The following is a 17,070-nucleotide window of genomic DNA, read 5'->3' as shown; positions in this document are numbered from 1 at the left end:
CGCGCGCGCGGCCGGGGCTGGGGCGCTGCCGCCGGGGCGGTGGGGCGCCCACGCCGTCCACCGGCAGGTGGCGGGCAACCGGCACCGGATGCCGGGCGGGACGGCGGCGTGCGCGGCGCCGTCCCGCCGGGGGCGAGAGTGACGGGAGCCGTGGTGGCTCGCGCCGGAGGGGGTAGGCGAGGACGGCACACGACCATCGCGTCCGCGAAGGAGACGAGCATGACCGACGACGCCCACCTGTTCCTCGTGGACGATCCGGCGGCCCCGCCGGGCGCCTCCGCCACCGGTGCGGGAGACCCGGCGCGCCCGAAGGCGCCCGCCGTGCGCGCCCGGCTCGACGCGCTCGGTGCCACGGTCGTCTCGCCGGGCGTCCGGCTGCTGCCGCCGGAGGGGGCGGGCGCCGTCCCCGACGGGGCGGGCGATCCGCCCGTCCCGTCGGGCGACGAGGAGCTGAACCGGCCGCGCCGCGCGCCGGGGCAGGGCCGTCCGTCGCTTCCCGGTCCGCGGCAGCGGTGACGGGGGGAGACATGACGCCCGAGGAGACGCGTACGAGGCTCCGCCAGTTGGAGGACCGGCTCGGCGAGCGCACCCCCGCACCGATCGAAGGACAGACCCGCATCCCCCTGCCCCGACCCACCCGGGCGGACAACGAGGACGAGGGGGCGTCAGGCCCGGGTTCGGAGAAGTGAGCGTGGCGCCGACCACTGCCCGGCGGCGGTTGCGGACGCCGGTGTTTCCGCCCGGGTGACCCGGCCCTGGCTCCGCGGGTCGTGAGTCGGCTCGCGACCTGAGCCGTGGGGCCTTCCTTCCACGGGAGGCCCCACGGCTCGGACCTCACCCGTCAGGCCCGCGTGGTCCGAGGAGTCGCGGCCGGACTCGCGCGCGTCACCCGGTGCGGCGGGCGATCAGGGCCTCCAGACCGTCGAGGATCCGCTCCAGGCCGAAGTCCAGCGCCTGGTCCCGGCCGTCCTGTGCGGACATGGCCGCGGCGAGCGCGGGGAACCGGTCGGCGTGCCGGCGCACCAGAGGGCCGAGGACGGCCAGGAGCTCCGTTTCGGGCGAGCCGTCCGGCCGGGCCGCGCGGGCCTGCTCGGCGATGCCGCGGACGTGGCCGGCCAGCAGCACCGCGGCGTCCATCCGCTCGGGTCCGGTCAGCCCGTGGCCGTCCAGGGCCGCGACCACCCGCTCCAGCCAGCCGAGTTCCTTGGGGCCCATCACCCGTGGTCCGACAGTGGCGTCGAGCAGCCACGGGTGCTCGGTGAACAACCGCGCCAGCTGCCGCGCCCAGTCCTTCAGTTGTTCGCGCCAGCCGGGCCTGTCCACGGCCGGCGGCGGTTCGCCGACCGCGGCCTCCACCATGAGCGCGACCAGTTCCGCCTTACCGGGCACATAGCGGTAGAGCGACATCTTGGTGAAGTCGAGCAGGCCGGCGACCTTCTGCATCGAGACGGCGCCGAGGCCCTCGGCATCCGCGATCTCGACGCCCGCCGCCGCGATCCGCTCCAGGCTCAGCGCGGGCTTCGGCCCCCGGGACGGCTTGGCGGGCGGCTCCCAGAGCAGCCGTACGCCCTCGTTCGCTTCCCCGCCCATTTCCCTCCCCGTCTCGTGTTCCGCCTCGTGTCCGGGCCGCCCTTGCGGGACAGCCCCACTGCGTCTACCGTACACAGAACTAAATAGCGTCCCATGGACACAGTTAATTCGGCAGTCCGGATGGAGTGGTTCACGTGAGCACGAAGGTCCTGATCTCGGGCGCGAGCATCGCCGGCCCGGCACTGGCCCACTGGCTGGGGCGGTACGGCTTCGAGACCACCGTCGTCGAGCTGGCCCCCGCTCTGCGCGGCGGTGGTCAGGCGGTCGACTTCCGCGGGGAGACCCACCTGACCGTGCTGGAGCGGATGGGCGTGCTCGACGAGCTGCGGACCCTCGACACCGGCGGCAGCCCGATCACCTTCGTCGACCAGCGCGGCCGTGAACTCCTCAGCCTGCCCGCCGACTTCGCGGGCGGGGACCTCGAGATCCCGCGCGGGGAACTCGCCCGGGTACTGCACCGGCGCAGCCTCCCGCACACCGAGTACCTCTTCGGCGACACCATCACCGCCCTGGAGGAGACACCCACCGGCGTCCGGGTGGCCTTCCGGAACGGCGCGCCACGCGAGTTCGACCTGGTGATCGGCGCCGACGGCCTGCACTCCCACGTCCGTCGGCTCGCCTTCGGCCCGGAGGCACGTCACGTCCGCCACCTCGGCTACTACGCGGCCACCTGGCAGCTGCCCAACGACCTGGGCCTGCCTCCCGGTTCCGTCGGCCTCAACGTCCCCGGCCGACTCGCCGCCGTGGGGGCCGACCACCGTGACCCGACTCGGGCGGGTGCCTTCTTCGTCTTCGCCTCGCCCGAGCTCCGTTACGACCGCCACGACGCGGCGCAGCAGAAGGCGCTGGTCCAGGAGGCCTTCGCCGGCCTCGGCTGGGAGGTGCCCAGGCTGCTGGAGAGCCTGAGGCGGGCCCCCGAGCTGTACTTCGACTCGATCAGCCGGGCCGACGTGCCCACCTGGTCCACCGGTCGGATCGCCCTGCTGGGCGACGCCGCCTGCGGGGCCACCATCGGCGGGATGGGCACCGGCACCGCCGTGGTGGCGGCGTACGTCCTGGCCGGCGAGCTGGCCCGGGCCCGCGGCGACCACCGCACCGCCTTCACCCGCTACGAGCACATCCTGCGCGACTACGCCCAGGGCTGCCAGGAGGGCGGCGACCGCACCGGCCCCTTCCTGGCACCTCGTACCGCGACGGGGCTGCGGGTGCGCAACGGGCTGCTGAACCGGCGCTGGATCCTCGCCAGGATGCTGGAGCTGGGCAAGCAGGTCAGCAGTGTCGACCTGCCTGACTACGCGGCCGAACCGTCCGACGCCGCCGCGATCGGCGCCGTGGGCGAACGGGTCGGCCCTCGGGCGGTACACCGCCGGCGGTGACCTACGGGCCGCTCCCCGGTCCGGCCGCCGCGGCCCTCCGACCCGGTCAAGGCGGGCGGGTCTCCCAGCGGTCCCCAGAAACGATCAAGGGGCCGTTTCAGATCACTCTGAAACGGCCCCCTGATCTGCGACTCTTTCGAGTCGGGACGACAGCCGGCATCGCCACGGACTGGTGCCTCCACCTGGTCCGTCAGGACCACGGCGCCGCCGCCGCCGCGAGCGGCGCGCGTGCTGGTGATGCTCGGGACCGACTCCGCTGACCTCGGCGAGACGCTGCAAGTGTGGGTGCGCCACAAGTTGGGTGAGCCGTTGTCCCTGGCCGACATCGCGGCGCACGCGATGATGAGCCGGCGCAGTCTGACGCGGCATTTCCGCGCCCAAACGGGCACGAGGCCGCTGCGCTGGCTGCTGACGCAGCGCGTCGAGCGCGCCAGGGAGCTCCTGGAGACGACGGAGCTGCCCTTGGCGCGGGTCGCGGAGGCCACCGGGTTCGGGGCGGTCGAGACACTCCGCCATCACTTCGTCCGGCAGGTCGGCACGACGCCGTCGTACAGGTCCGCTTTGCGCCGCTGATGGGGCCCAGGCTCCGGGCTGGCCGTATCTTGCGCACCAGGGGCACTCGTGCCGGTGTCGCCGGGGAGCGGCCGCCGGAAGACTGAGCGCGTTCCCGCCTCGCGGCCCGGTCTGCGGGGCACACGTCCCCCCAGCTCTTCGCGGAGGCCCTTTCATGCCTTCTCCGTCCGTACGCCCGCGGCCCCCGCGCCCTCTGCGCGTCCACACCGTCCTCGACGACGGGGTGGAGGAACAGGACTTCGCCGACCACATCGAGGTGTTCGGCATCATTGGCGAGGAACACGACGCGCAGTCCTTCGTCACGGCGGACGGAACGCGCCGGGTGACGACCTCCTCCGGTATGGAGGTCGTCTGCCGGGACGTCTGGTCGCCGCGTTTTGCCGACGTGATCGTCGTCCCCGGCGGAGGCTACGGCGAGGGGGCTCCGGCCTCCAGCGGGAGATCAGCGCGGCATCCTGCCCCGGGCACTCGCGGCCGCCCTGCGGGACGGCCTCGTCCTGGGCGCGGTGTGCACGGGCACCATGCTGCTGTCCGCCACCGGCCTGACGGCCGGACGCCGCTGCACCACCCACCACATCGCCCGGGAGGAGCTTCGGGCCCAGAGCCGTCTCGTGGTCGGCGGCCGGATCGTCTGCGACGGCGACCTCGTCACCTGCGGAGAGGTCACCTCGGGCATCGACCTGGGAATCTGGCAGATCGAGCGGTTCCTCGGACCCGACACGGCCCTGTTCGCCGAGGAAGTCCTCGAGTACCAGCGCCGGGGCACCGTGAACACCGCCTGACCGGCGCCGCGTCCCGTCACACCATCACCCCTCCCCCGCATCCCTCTTGTGGTACGCACCGCACCCGACACGAACGGCTTGCCATGACCACCTACGGCATCCTCCTCTTCGACACCGCCGAGGAACTCGACTTCGCCGGCCCCTGGGAGGTCTTCACCACCTCCGCCGCCCTGCGGGAAGGGGCGGACCGCGCGCTGCTCCTCGCCGAACGCCCCGGACCCGTCCGCTGCGCCAAGGGGATGCGCGTCCTGCCGGACCACACCCTGGACGACCACCCTCCGATCGACGTGCTGCTGGTCCCCGGCGGATCCGGCGCCCGTGAGACCGAACCGCACAACCCGCGCGTCACCACATGGATCGGCGCTCAGGCCGCGCGGGTCGAGTGGGTCGTCGGCGTCTGCACCGGCGCCTTCCTCCTGCACGCCGCAGGGCCGGCCCGCGGCCGCCGGGTCGCCACCCACTGGCAGTACGAGGAGGCGTTGAGGGCCCGCGGTGACGTCACCGTCGTCTCCGACGCCCGGTACGTCGTGGACGGCCGACTGCTGACCAGCCAGGGAGTGTCCGCGGGCATCGACAGCGCGCTGTGGCTCGTGGGACGCCTGCACGGCCGCGAGCACGCCCGGGCGGTGCGCCGGGAGATCCAGTACGACCCCGCCCCGCCCTACCTCGCGGACGAACCGCTGGCTCCCTGACCACTCCGACCCGCGTCGACGACGAACACCTGGAGAACCGCGTGAACCGACGTACCCTGCTGCGCACCGCGACCGCCCTCGGCGCCGCCGGCCTCGCGACCGTATTCGGCCCGTGTTCTCAGCCCCCATGCCGTACAGCACTCCGAGCGCGACGAGCGGTGTGAGGATGATCAGCGCGAGCCCGACCGGGTCGCGGTGGTTGTACACGTACCGGGCGGTCCCCCACCTGCTCCGGACGAAGACGGGTTCCTCGTTCACGTGCTGGCTCCCTACCGTCGACGCGCACCCTCGAGATCGCCTCGACAGAGCCGCTGCTCCGCGAAGTACGGCACGGAGCCGCGTGGAGGTCATGCCGGAAGTTCATGTCGCCCAGGAAAGTAGTAGTGGAGCAGGCGGGCAGCATCGACGGTGCCGAGCACCTGCGGCTGGTCTTCGTACGCGACGACCAGCACCTCTGGACTGCCGGTGCGCTCCATGAGCGCGGCCATGTGGACGGGTGTCGCGTCGGGACTCACCACAGGCGGCAGGAGAGGGCGCTCGGGCAGGAGGTCGGCGAGCCGCAGAGACGCCGCCCGGGCCCGTATGGCGTCGTCGAGCGATCCGCCCCCGACGGCGGCGAGGAGCGGGTCCTCGACCACCGACGCGGGCAGCGCGGCTGTCAGAATCCGCGCCGCGGTGACGACGGCCAAAGGGTGCCCGTCCTCGCTGACCACGACGAGCACCGCAGGCCGCTGCCACAGCAGAAGGGCAGATGCCTCCCGCAAGGTGGCGTCCGCCGGAAGCCGGGCACAAGCCCGGGCGAGGTCACGGGCGCGCATGCGGAAGTGCCTCGGCCGTCCGGGGGATGCCGCGGGGCGAATGATCACCGCCGGCGCCGACAAGGTCGTCGACGTGGAAGAGGCGGGCGATGGGGACGTCGGTGCTGCTGTGGGCGATGATCGAGAACGCGATACAGACAGCGATCAGCGTGTACGCCTCCTGGCCCTGCGGGATGCCGGCCTGGAGGACGAGCAGTCCGTAGACGACCGAGGCGAAGCCCTTCGGGCCGAACCACGCCGCGACCAGCTTCTCCCGGCGGGAGATCCTCGCCCCCCACAGCGACAGCAGCAGCGACATGGGCCGGATGAGCACGATCGCCAGCACGACTGCCACGTACCCGCCGACGGACAGGTCACCGAAGAGCTGCGGGGTCAACAGCGCACCGAAGACGAGCAGGGCGGCGAACTTGGCGAGTTCGGCCAGCGACTCCCCCAGCGGCTCGAACGCCTTCTGCGACTCGGGTGAGACGGCGACGAGCACCGCACCCGCGGAAAAGGCGGCCAGGTAGGGGTTCGCGTGCGTGAGGTGGCAGGCGGCGTACAGGATGACGCCGGTGGCCAGCGGCAGCAGAGGTTGGAGCTTGGGCTCCGCGCCGAGCAGCCGGAACCGGACGAGCCCGTTGACGAGCAGCGGGAGGAGGACTCCGAAGGCCAGCCCGAGGCCGAGCTCCAGGGCGATGCTCCCGTACGACGCCTCGGCTCCGGCCGCCGTCGGGCCGGCGGCCGCGATGAGGACGAGGACGACGGGGAGAGCGAGGCCGTCGTTGATGCCGCTCTCGACGTTCAGCAGCTCGCGCAGTCGCGCGGGTACCTCCTTGCGTCCCACGATCGCGGAGGCGAACACCGGGTCGGTGGGCGCGAGTACCGCGCCGACCAGGAAGGAGGTCGTCCAGTCCAGACCGACGAGGTAGTGCGTGATCAGCGCCATGCCCACGCAGGCGAGTGGCATGCCGAGACCGAGGGCCCGGGCGGGGTCGCGCCAGTTGGCGCGCAGCTTGCCGAAGGAGACGTGCGTGCCGTCCGTGAACAGCACCGCGAACAGCGCCAGGTCGGCCGTGACCGACACGATCTCGCTCTCCGGCGAGATGTGGATCAGCCCGAGGAACCCGTCACTGACCAGCGCGCCGCCGACCAGAAACAGAAGTGAGGTGGACAGGACGGTACGAGCGGCGAGCCCGGACAGCAGGACCGCGACGAGCAGCGCGGCCCCGAAAACGGCGACAAGCACCATGGCGGAAGTCCCCCGATCGGCAGAAGAAGACACGCGTCCCTTGTTCGCCGACCAGACTTCCCGGCACACCGCAACGGACCTTACACCCTCCTTATGCGGCGTTGACAGGTCCTTGACGCGCACCCACCGGCACTCTTGATTGCCGACTTTCGGCAAGGTTCCGTTACTTACGCTTGATCGCGGGCAAGCGGTGCCGCCCAGGGCCAGGCGTAGTCTCCGAGCCGGATACGCCGGGAGTGCCCCTCGGCTCCGACGGGCGTGTTCGTGCGCGGGATGGGCCCGGACGACCGTCTGTCAGGCATCGACACGGTCGGACAGCCGCATGCGGCACAACGTCCCGACAGGTCCTGGTCACCGTCACCTCCCGGACAGGACACGGGTCGCGAGAAGCGCTGCCAGGGCGGCCCAGGGCAGGTGCGCCGGGCCGGAGACCGTCCAGGTCACGGCGGAGAGGACCGATGTCGTCACCAGGAAGGTGAGCAGTCCCCGCCGATCCCGCAGAAACGTCCACTCCTGGCGAGCGCTGCCGGGGGTCCTGAGCTCACGGGCCCCCGTGCGGATGACGAGGAGCGCGAGGACCACGGTCACGCCGAGCAGGGCCGGCCCCGGGTCCTCCCCCGTCAACGCGCTCCGCCCGACCGGGCGCCGGTCTGATGGATGTCGGGAATGCCGTCGGCGTCCTCGTCGAGGTTCTCCTCCTCCCACAGCCGCTTGTACAGGTGGTTGCGGCGCAGGAGGAGGACCGCCGCGAGCGCCGCGGCGATCAGGGAGCCGACGAGGACGGCGGCCTTGACGTGTTCGGCTTCGGCGGGTTCGGGGAAGGCGAGTTCGCCGATCAAAAGGGCGACGGTGAAGCCGATGCCGGCGAGGGTGGCGAGGCCGAGGACGTCGGCCCAGGCGAGGTCGGGGTTGAGCTGGGCGCGGGTGAAGCGGGCGGCGAGGTAGGTGCCGAGGAAGATGCCGAGGATCTTGCCCACGACCAGACCGATGACGACGGCGAGGGGCTCGGGGTCGGTGAACACATGGCCGAGCGCGGTGCCGGAGACACTGACGCCCGCGGCGAACAGAGCGAAGAGGGGAACGGCGACGCCCGCCGAGAGGGGATGGACGAGGTGGGCCACGCGTGCCCCCGGCGACGCCGCTTCTCCCTTGTCCCGCGTGGTGCGCAGGATGAGCCCCATGGCGACGCCGGCGACGGTGGCATGGACCCCGGAGTTGTACATCAGGGCCCAGGATGCGACACCGAGCGGCACGTACCACCACCAGCCACGGACTCGGAAGCGCTGGAGCACGTAGAAGAGGACGAGGCCGCCGACGGCCCCTCCGAGCGCCCAGAAGTTGAGGTCGCTGGAGAAGAAGACGGCGATGATGAGGATGGCACCGAGGTCGTCGACGACGGCAAGGGTGAGCAGGAACGCCCGGAACGCCGAGGGCAGGTGGGTGCTGATGACCGCGAGGACGGCGAGGGCGAAGGCGATGTCGGTGGCCATGGGCACGGCCCAGCCGCCGAGACTCCCACCGCCCGCCGCGGCGGTCAGGATGTAGAGGGCGGCGGGTACGGCCATGCCGCACAGGGCCGCGACGACGGGCAGCGCGGCGGTGGCGGGGGTACGCAGTTCACCGACGACCAGTTCGCGTTTCAGCTCGATGCCGGCGACCAGGAAGAAGACCGCCAGGAGCCCGTCGGCGGTCCAGTGGCCCACCGAGAGGTCCAACCCGAGGGCGGGTATCCCGAAGTGGAAGTCCCGTACGGCCTCGTAGGCGCCGCTCCACGGACTGTTCGCCCAGACCAGGGCCACCAGGGCGGCCGCGAGGAGCACGAGGCCTCCCACGGTTTCCGTACGCAGGGCCTGGGCGATCGCCTGGCGTTCCGGCCAGGGAAGGAGTCCGAAGACGGTCTTGCGGGGGCGTGCCTGAGTCATGGGGGGACCCTCCGGGGCATGTCGGCGGACGGGCGCACAGGCCCTCGGACGCCGACCAGACTTCCCGGCACACCAGCATCGTCGTTCTTGATGCGTTCTTCACACCCTATCGGGCGTTCGGGAGTCTCACCAGGCGTCTCTCACCAGCTGGAACAGGGTGAAGGACCCTGTCCCGCACCAAGGCGCGAGGTGCGAGCAGGGTCCTTCGGGAGCCGGGCCGCCGGGGCGGTCAGACGGTGGTCCTCACCGGCTCCTGGTCGGTGTCCTCGTCCGTGTCGAGTCCGGCGTCACGGCGCTTGACGAAGGCGAGGAAGGAGTTGAGCTCGCGCTTGACGACGGGGGCGAGGAGGTAGAGGCCGATGATGTTGATGACGGCGAGCGTGAAGAGCACCGCGTCGGCCATGTCGATCAGGGTCTGCAGGGTGAGCAGGGAACCGGCGACCGCGAAGACCGTGTACAGGACCTTGAACGTGAGCTCGCTGACACGGCTGCGGCCGAACAGGTGCGTCCAGGCCTTCATGCAGTAGTAACCCCAGGTCAGCACGGTGGAGATCGCGAACAGCATGACCGCGAGGGTCAGGATGTAGGGGAACCAGGGCAGGACGGTGGCGAAGGCGTCGGAGGTGATGGTGACGCCGCCGATGGACTCACCGCCCTTGCGGACCTCGACGTAGCTGGCCGGGTTGGCGATGACGATGGTCAGCGCGGTCATCGTGCAGATGACGACAGTGTCGATGAAGGGCTCCAGGAGGGCGACGAGCCCCTCGCTGGCGGGGTGCTTGGTCTTGACCGCGGAGTGGGCGATCGGGGCGGAGCCGAGACCGGCCTCGTTGGAGAACGCGGCTCGCTTGAAGCCGATGATCAGCGCTCCGAGGACACCGCCCGCGACGCCCTGCGGGTTGAAGGCCCCTTCGATGATCGTGGAGACCGCGGAAGGCACGGCGGTGACGTTCACGGCGATGACGACGAGGCAGGCGGCGATGTAGATGCCGGCCATGGCCGGGACGAGCCGGCTCGTCACGGAGGCGATGGAGCGGATGCCGCCGAGGAGGACGACGCCGACGAGGGCCGCGATCAGGATGCCGAAGAACAGGGCACCGGCCGAGGAGCCCATCAGGCCGGTCTCGCCGCCGGTGACGGAGACGAGCTGGGCGTAGGACTGGTTGACCTGGAAGAGGTTGCCGCCGAACAGGCCGAAGAACAGGACCATGAAGGAGGCCAGGACGGCGAGGACCTTGCCGAGGGTCCTGCCGTTCTTGCCGAAGCGGTCCGCGAGGCCCTTGGGGAGGTAGTGCATGGGGCCGCCGGAGACGGTGCCGTCGGCGTGCACCTCGCGGTACTTCACGCCGAGCGTGACCTCTACGAATTTGGTGGCCATGCCGAGCAGGCCGCAGAGGATCATCCAGAAGGTGGCACCGGGGCCGCCGATGGAGACGGCGACGGCCACGCCGGCGATGTTGCCGAGGCCGACGGTGCCGGAGACGGCGGCGGTGAGGGCCTGGAAGTGGTTGACCTCTCCCGTCGACCCCTTCTCGTCGTACTTGCCGCGGACCACGTCGATCGCCAGGCGGAACTTCCGCAGCTGCACGAAGCCGAACCAGACGGTGAACACGAGACCGGCGACGACGAGCCAGGCGACGATGAGCGGAAGCTCCGTGCCGCCGACGGGCACGGAGTAGAAGACGACCTCGCCGAGCCAGGTGGCTATGGGCTCGAAGAATCCGCTGACCGCCTTGTCGACGGACTGGGTGAAGGAGTCGAGTGACACGGGGGGACCTCAATGGCGCAGGACCGGCGCGCGGGAGGCTGCGCCGGTGACGGGTGCGGGCTTTGAGCGAACGCCGTTGTCCGTTCGGCGACCGGAGGTGAGCCGTCCGCGGACTCGGACAGTGATCACCAGGTCGAGCACGGCCGGGAATGCACCGGCCCTCCAGGAGGTGGCGAGGGGTGGTGCCACCTGCGGAGTTGCGCATTCCTACCACGGCAACCCACCCTCGTCACGTGACGCACGTCACCTTACTCACGGTGATCTACGAAAAGCGCAGGAGGCGTGACACGACCGTTATCCGGACAGACCTATCCGTTCACCGTGCACTTATTTCCCCAGGTCAGGAGCTCGTGGTGGAACGCTCCTGTCGCCCGTCGAGGCTCACCGGCCAGGACAGGAGCTCGACCGGCCGTCCCCTAGCTGCCCTCTGGCGCCTGCGGCTCATGAGGGCGAGCGGTGGAGGATGTGTCGGCCTCGGCCGCGTCGGCGAGTGCTTCGGCGGCGGCCTCAGCGGCCTGGGCCGCGTCTTCGGCCGCCTGGGTGGCGGCCCTGCCCTCCGCGGGCGCATCCCGGACGGCCGGAGAAGGAGGCAACACCTCGTTGAAGGCGCGGGACACCCCTTGGAGCGCGGAGGTGACCTCGCTGGGGATCACCCAGAAGGTGCTGCCCGCGCCCTGGGCGAGCTGGGGCAGCATCTGCATGTACTGGTAGGCGAGGAGCTTGGGGTCGGGGTCGTTGCGGTGGACGGCCTGGAAGACCTCGTCGACTGCTCGGGACTGCCCCTCGGCCTTGAGGATCTCGGCGGTGCGGTTGCCCTCCGCCCGGAGCACGGCGGCCTGCTTGTCCCCCTCGGCGGTGAGGATCTGCGACTGGCGCTGCCCCTCCGCTCCCAGGATCGCCGCCCGCTTGTCCCGCTCCGCGCGCATCTGCTTCTCCATCGCGTCCTTGATGGACTGCGGAGGGTCGATGGCCTTGATCTCCACCCGGTTGACCCTCAGCCCCCACTTGCCGGTCGCCTCGTCGAGCACACCACGGAGCTGGTTGTTGATGGTGTCCCGGGAGGTCAGGGTCTTCTCCAGGTCCATGGAGCCCACAACGTTGCGCAGGGTGGTGACGGTGAGCTGTTCCACACCCTGGAGGAAGTCGGCGATCTCGTAGGCGGCCGCTCGTGGATCGGTGACCTGGAAGTACAGCACGGTGTCGATCTCGACGACGAGATTGTCCTCGGTGATGACCGGCTGGGGCTTGAAGGAGACCACTTGCTCCCTCAGGTCGATCATCGGGTAGACGCGGTCGACATAGGGGATGACGAGATTGAGGCCCGGCCTCAGGGTGCGCCGGTAGCGGCCGAGGCGTTCGACGTTGCGGGCTCGCGCCTGCGGCACGATGCGTACCGCCCGCACCACGGTGAACACGGCGAGCGCCGCGAGGATCAGACCGGCTATGAGCACTCCCGGCACGTCCATGACTCACTCCCGGGGATAGACGACGGCGGTGGCGCCGTCGATCTCCATGACGTCGACGGTCGCCCCCGGAGGTATCACCAGCGTCTCGTCGTAGGCGCGGGCCGTCCACTCCTCGCCCCCGATGCGCACCCTGCCGCCCAGGCCCGTCACCTCCGACACGACGTGGGCGGAGCGGCCCACCAGCGCGTCCACACCGAATCGCTCCGTCTGCGCCTTGAGCAGATGGCGCGCGGCGAGGGGGCGCACGAACAACAAGCCGGTCGCGGCCAGAGCGGCGAAGACCACGAGCTGCAGGGGTGGCGAGAGCCCGAGGGCGGCGGCTCCCGCCGTGACGGCCGCGGCGACGCCGAGGAGACCGAGGGCGGCAGTGAGGGTGAGGATCTCCGCCACCGCCAGCACTCCTGCGGCGGTCAGCCAGACCAGCCACGGGTCCATGGCACTCTCCCAACAGGTGCGACTCCGTGAAGGACCGAAGAGGAGCACCTATTGCCTGTTTTACCCCTTTTTACGAGGTGGCACGCTCAGAGAGCCTTGTCGGCCTGTTCCGAGCGCGCCCGGACCGGCAGACGGGCCTCAATGCTCCCGCTTCTGTCGGTACGTCCTCAGGTCGCGGTTGACGGAGAGATGGACGTATCCGCACGACCGGCAGATCAAGCCGGTGGCCGACTCGTTCGCCCACGCCATGTTGAAGAGCCCCATCCCCGTACTGTTCAGCAGCACCTCCCGCTCGCGGAACGTGTCGTTGTCGCACATCAGGCAGAGGACCGGGTGCTCTCCGATCGCCGCGTGCAGAGGCCTGGCCATGTGATCGCCGCCCTTCCCTCGTCAGCGCCGGTGGTGGTCGGAAGCGGGTACGGCGTCGGCGTCGGCGATTGCTGCGTGCCGCCCGGCCGGGCGGGCGTGGAGGTGGCGGGGGTCCGCCGCGCGGGTGATCGCCGTCTCGACGGCGGTGATGCGGTCGGCGAGCAGGCCGAGAGCGGCGACCGCCCGGGCGAGGGGATCGTCGGCGGAGTCGCCGAGGGCCCGGGTACGGATGTGAGCGGCGGTGATCTCGTTCCAGCGGGCTGCCAGTGCCGGGGTGAGAGTGCCGCGGAGTGCGGCGAGCTTGAGGAGGTTGGCCTCGGCTTCGGTGGTGAGGGTCTGGGCCTCGGCGAGGTAGTGGTCGTCGATGACGGCGGCGAGTTCGGCGTCGTTCATGGCGGGCGAGATGCGGGCGGCGATCTTGTTCATGGTGCGGTACGAGCCCTGCAGCCGGAACGGCGGTTCGGTTCGCGCCTCGTCGGCGGTCGCGGCGGAGGCGATGTAGGCCTCGTTGACGGCGAGGACGGTCTCGCGTGCGGTGAGGAGGTGGCGGAGGACGGCGAGGACCTGGTCGAGTTCGGCCGGGGGGTAGGGGTGCGTGAGTCGGTCGCGGCGAGCTGTCGGGTCGCCGGCTGCCAGCCGGATCAGGAGCTCCAGGTCGGAGCGCTCGCGGCCGGCGAGCGGGGCGAGGACGTGGTGGGAGGTGAGGGCGTTCTCGACGAAGCTGAAGGCGAAGGCGTCCTCCTTGCCGGTGAGGACGTCGCCGAGGTTCCACACGTCGGCGCGGTTGGCCAGCATGTCGGGAACGCGGAAGCGGCGGCCGGACTCGGTGTAGGGGTTGCCGGCCATGCAGACGGCGAAGCGCTTGCCCCGCAGGTCGTGCCCGGCGAGGCTGCGCGTGCCGTCGCAGAGGGGGATGAACTTCTGGAGGAACTCGGTGGAGCAGTGCTGGATGTCGTCCACGTACAGCAGCACGTTGTTGCCCGCCTCCAGAGCGAAGGTGATCTTCTCCAGCTCGCGCCGGGCCGCCGCGTCAGGGGCGTCCGCCGGGTCGAGGGAGGAGGTGGCCCGGCCGAGGGCCGGGCCGTCGACCTTCACCAGGAGCAGGCCGAGGCGGTCGGCGACGTACTCGACCAGGGTCGTCTTGCCGTAGCCGGGCGGAGAGAGCAGCAGGAGCAGGCCGTGGCTGTCAGCGCGCTTGTCGTCGCCCGCCGCGCCGAGCTGGTGGGCGAGGTTGTCACCGATGAGGGGCAGGTAGACCTCGTCGACGAGACGGTTGCGGACGAACGAGGGCGAGACCCGGGGGCGGTACTCGTCGAGGCGCAGACGGGCGCGTTCAGCGGCGACGAGGTCGCCGCGGAGCCGCTGGTACGTCCGGAAGGCCGGGACGTCACGTGCGGTGAACTCCGCCGTCCGCCGCAGGAACTCGTCCAGCCGGATCTCCAGTGCCCCGTCGCGGACCCGCGGGTGGCGTCCGAGCAGACCGGTCACGGTGGTGCCGGTCGGGCCGTCGACGTCGTAGCGGACGAGACCGGGGCACAGTTCGACGGCGGCCGCCTCGGCCAGAACGCCGTCCGGTACCGGTTCGCCGGACGCGGCGGCGAAGGAGCCGAGCCAGCCCTCGACGAGTTGCCGCCTGGCGGCGAGGTCGGCCAGAGCGTCGAGGTCCTCGTCGTACGCACCGGTGCCCACGGTCCCGCGGAACTTCTCCAGGAGGGTGCGCGCCTCCGCGGAGAGAGCGAACCCGGAAGGACCCGTGGCCAGCTCCTCGACCAGGTACGCGGCGGCCGGCAGGTCGCCCGTCCACTCGGCGAGTTCGCGGGACAGGCCGTCGAGGGCCGGTGCGGTCCCGAAGAGGTCACGGGCGCGGGTGAGGGAGACGGCGCGCCTGGTCCACCGGGCCCGGTCCTCGTCGGTGGCGGTGTGCGCCCAGAACAGTTGGGCGGTGGCCCGGGCGGCTGCCGGGTGCCGGAGCGTGCCGGCATCGCGGCGCAGACGCAGCACCGCGGCGAGGATCGCCGCCGCGTCGTGGTCGTGGACGCCGCGCTCGTACCCCTCGTCGTACGCGGTCTCGGCGGCGCGCCGTACGAGGAGCGGCAGGTCGACGGAGGCCAGGGCGTCGGCGCCGTGCTCGGCGAGGAGGCGGGCGGCCAGATGCTCCGAGCGGTAGACCTGCGGGGACTCCGACGCCAGGGTCCGGCCCCAGTACGGGCGGGTGGCCTCGAAGGCGGGATCGACGACCGGGCGGCGGTAGTCGGTCCCGGTGAGCGCGAAGGCGAGGGTGTCCCCGTACGGGACCAGGGTGAGCTCGGGTGACTGCCGCTGGACGGCGAAGCGGTGCCGTCCGAGGCGGACGGTGTCCCCGCCGTCGGCGTACAGCTCGGTGCGGTCGCGCAGGGCCCGGCCGGCCGCCTGGCGCGCGCCGGTGAGCCTGCCCTCCAGTTCCTCGGCGCGGACCTGATCGCCCAGAGCACGCAGTTCACCGGCGGCGCGCCGGAGCTTGGTGACCATGGGGTCGGAGGCGAAGAACGCGTGGACGTCGTCGGCGCTGTCCAGGGCGGCCGCGCGCCGGGTGACCGCTTCGAGGATGCGGCCGGCGGACTCGGCCAGGCGCTCGGCGCGGCGGGCGCGGCTGTCGACGAGGGTCTGGCGGCGTGCGGCGAAGGCGTCGTGGATCTCGGTCCGCTTCTCGGCGAGTTCGCCGAGGAAGCCGTCGTGGTCGGCGAAGCGGGATTCGAGGTTCTCCAGCTGCACCAGGAGCCCGCCGAGCCGGCTGTCGCACTCCTCGGGCGTGGTGGCGGAGGCGAGGGCGCCCGTGACGGCCTCGGTGAGGAGGGCGAATTCGGCGGTGAAGGCGGCCCGCCCCTCCCGGTCGAGGAGTACGACGCGCCGGGCGTCGAGGACGGCACGGGCCTGGTTCAGGCTGCCGAGGACGCCGGCGACCCGCTCCAGGATGGAGGTGCGCACGGTGGCGTCGGCGACGTCGAGGCCGGCGACGACCTCGCTGAGGGTGCGCAGTCCGAGGACGTGCTCGTCGAGCCGGTCGGCGAGGTCACGGGTCGCGGCCACACCGTCCGCCGCGGCCGCGGCGGCGGCGAGCCGCCGGGCCTCGGCGTCCTGCTCCGCGAAGGCGTCCTCGCGCCGGAGGAAGGCGACTGCCCGGTGGGTCGCGGCGGCGATGTCCTCCTCGGCCCGCCGTGCCAGTGCGTCGACGGCGTCCGTGTCGGCGTACCGCAGCTCCTTCACGGTCAGCAGGTGACCCTGCGCGCGGCGCAGTTGTGTGAGGCGGGAGATCCATTGCGTGGCGGTCGCGGGGGCCTCCCCTCGGATCTGCCGGGTGAGGCGGGTGAGACGTCGCTCGGCCTCCGCGAGGGCATCGGTGGCCCGTCCGGTGAGGGCGGCCACGGTGGCGAACTCCGCGCGTACCTGTTCGGCGGTGGTACGGAGGGCCGCGAGCGGGCCGGCGAGGTCACCGGTCTCCGGGTCGTCGAGCCAGTGGTGGGTGTCGGCGGCGCGGTCACAGGCGGCGAGCAGCGCTTCGTACACGCCGGCGCTCGGTGTGGTCCCGGTGGCCTGCCGGGCGATCGCGAGGCAGTCGGAGATTCCGCGGACGAGGTCGGCGTTGCCGATCCGGGCGAGCGGCCCGGTGCCGGCCGGCGCGAGGTGGGTGTCGGCCGCGAAGGGAGTGCGCCACCACTGCACCGGATGGGCACGGCCCGCCTCGGTGCCGGTCCCCCGCAGGACGACCAGGGTTCCGTCGTCGAGCAGCGCGTGCCCCCGGCCGGTTACGGGACGGTCGATCTCCTCCCGGACCCGGTTGTACGGCAGGAGGAGCGAGCGTCCGGAATCCGGGTCCCTGAAGGCGTACAGGACGTTCTCGCCGTCCGGTGAGGCGACCGAATCCTCGTACTCCAGTCCCTCGGTGTCCGTGTCGAAGGTCTTCACCGTGCCTTCGGCGAGGCAGTAGCCGCCCGGAAACACGACACCCCGGTCGTCGGGGAGCCGCAGGCACGCCTGGCCGATCCCGTCGAGGCGGACCACGGCGCCGGTG

The 17,070-nt window shown here is 71.7% G+C and carries 16 protein-coding genes; 6 read left to right on the top strand and 10 right to left on the bottom strand.

Translation table 11 applies throughout. From position 1 onward, the window contains the following. Nucleotides 1-219: 219 nt before the first annotated feature. Both RIF68_RS07415 and RIF68_RS07410 read left to right on the top strand, forming a co-directional pair. Nucleotides 220-516, top strand: a complete 297-nt coding sequence (locus RIF68_RS07415) for a DUF6003 family protein (RefSeq protein WP_309050333.1) — start codon at nucleotides 220-222, stop codon at nucleotides 514-516. Nucleotides 517-527: 11 nt separating this feature from the next. After that, nucleotides 528-689: a hypothetical protein gene (locus tag RIF68_RS07410; protein ID WP_309050332.1), complete on the top strand. Its 162-nt coding sequence runs from the start codon at nucleotides 528-530 to the stop codon at nucleotides 687-689. A gap of 196 nt (nucleotides 690-885) precedes the next feature. On the opposite strand, the gene RIF68_RS07405 is transcribed toward RIF68_RS07410, so the two are convergent. Beyond that, nucleotides 886-1,590, bottom strand: coding sequence for a TetR/AcrR family transcriptional regulator C-terminal domain-containing protein (locus RIF68_RS07405; RefSeq protein ID WP_309050331.1), 705 nt, complete (start codon nucleotides 1,588-1,590; stop codon nucleotides 886-888). 134 nt (nucleotides 1,591-1,724) lie between these two features. Between RIF68_RS07405 and RIF68_RS07400 the strand changes: the two genes are divergently transcribed. The 4 genes from RIF68_RS07400 (at nucleotide 1,725) to RIF68_RS07385 (ending at nucleotide 5,013) form a co-directional block, all read left to right on the top strand. Further along, nucleotides 1,725-2,966, top strand: coding sequence for an FAD-dependent monooxygenase (locus tag RIF68_RS07400; protein ID WP_309050330.1), 1,242 nt, complete (start codon nucleotides 1,725-1,727; stop codon nucleotides 2,964-2,966). 237 nt (nucleotides 2,967-3,203) lie between these two features. Next, on the top strand, nucleotides 3,204-3,539 hold the full coding sequence (locus RIF68_RS07395; protein ID WP_309050334.1) for a helix-turn-helix domain-containing protein: 336 nt from the start codon (nucleotides 3,204-3,206) through the stop codon (nucleotides 3,537-3,539). 521 nt (nucleotides 3,540-4,060) lie between these two features. Then, nucleotides 4,061-4,321: a DJ-1/PfpI family protein gene (locus tag RIF68_RS07390; RefSeq protein WP_309050329.1), complete on the top strand. Its 261-nt coding sequence runs from the start codon at nucleotides 4,061-4,063 to the stop codon at nucleotides 4,319-4,321. 83 nt (nucleotides 4,322-4,404) lie between these two features. Continuing rightward, nucleotides 4,405-5,013: a DJ-1/PfpI family protein gene (locus RIF68_RS07385; protein ID WP_309050328.1), complete on the top strand. Its 609-nt coding sequence runs from the start codon at nucleotides 4,405-4,407 to the stop codon at nucleotides 5,011-5,013. Between the two features lie 347 nt (nucleotides 5,014-5,360). On the opposite strand, the gene RIF68_RS07380 is transcribed toward RIF68_RS07385, so the two are convergent. The 9 genes from RIF68_RS07380 to RIF68_RS07340 all read right to left on the bottom strand — a co-directional run. Then, nucleotides 5,361-5,777 (bottom strand): hypothetical protein, encoded by a 417-nt coding sequence (locus RIF68_RS07380; RefSeq protein WP_309050327.1) that lies wholly within the window; start codon nucleotides 5,775-5,777, stop codon nucleotides 5,361-5,363. Between the two features lie 40 nt (nucleotides 5,778-5,817). Further along, complete coding sequence (locus RIF68_RS07375; RefSeq protein WP_309050326.1) at nucleotides 5,818-7,062, bottom strand: cation:proton antiporter; 1,245 nt, start codon at nucleotides 7,060-7,062, stop codon at nucleotides 5,818-5,820. 357 nt (nucleotides 7,063-7,419) lie between these two features. Next, complete coding sequence (locus RIF68_RS07370; RefSeq protein ID WP_309050325.1) at nucleotides 7,420-7,686, bottom strand: hypothetical protein; 267 nt, start codon at nucleotides 7,684-7,686, stop codon at nucleotides 7,420-7,422. Next, nucleotides 7,683-8,984 (bottom strand): Na+/H+ antiporter NhaA, encoded by a 1,302-nt coding sequence (nhaA, locus tag RIF68_RS07365; RefSeq protein ID WP_309050324.1) that lies wholly within the window; start codon nucleotides 8,982-8,984, stop codon nucleotides 7,683-7,685. The genes RIF68_RS07370 and nhaA overlap by 4 nt, the downstream gene beginning before the upstream one ends. A gap of 229 nt (nucleotides 8,985-9,213) precedes the next feature. Then, the gene (locus RIF68_RS07360; RefSeq protein WP_309050323.1) at nucleotides 9,214-10,752 is read right to left on the bottom strand and encodes an alanine/glycine:cation symporter family protein; all 1,539 of its coding nucleotides are present in this window, start codon (nucleotides 10,750-10,752) and stop codon (nucleotides 9,214-9,216) included. A 416-nt stretch (nucleotides 10,753-11,168) separates the two neighbouring features. Continuing rightward, nucleotides 11,169-12,218 (bottom strand): SPFH domain-containing protein, encoded by a 1,050-nt coding sequence (locus RIF68_RS07355; protein WP_309050322.1) that lies wholly within the window; start codon nucleotides 12,216-12,218, stop codon nucleotides 11,169-11,171. A 3-nt stretch (nucleotides 12,219-12,221) separates the two neighbouring features. Then, the gene (locus tag RIF68_RS07350; RefSeq protein WP_309050321.1) at nucleotides 12,222-12,653 is read right to left on the bottom strand and encodes an NfeD family protein; all 432 of its coding nucleotides are present in this window, start codon (nucleotides 12,651-12,653) and stop codon (nucleotides 12,222-12,224) included. Between the two features lie 138 nt (nucleotides 12,654-12,791). Further along, nucleotides 12,792-13,022 (bottom strand): hypothetical protein, encoded by a 231-nt coding sequence (locus tag RIF68_RS07345; protein ID WP_309050320.1) that lies wholly within the window; start codon nucleotides 13,020-13,022, stop codon nucleotides 12,792-12,794. A 21-nt stretch (nucleotides 13,023-13,043) separates the two neighbouring features. Further along, on the bottom strand, nucleotides 13,044-17,070 hold a 4,027-nt coding region (locus tag RIF68_RS07340), incomplete at its 5' end, for a DNA repair ATPase (protein ID WP_309050319.1).

Source organism: Streptomyces sp. (assembly GCF_031178505.1).
GTDB lineage: Bacteria > Actinomycetota > Actinomycetes > Streptomycetales > Streptomycetaceae > Streptomyces > Streptomyces gulbargensis.
The sequence above is the reverse complement of the archived record's forward strand: the minus strand, read 5'-3'. Positions and strand labels throughout refer to the sequence as shown.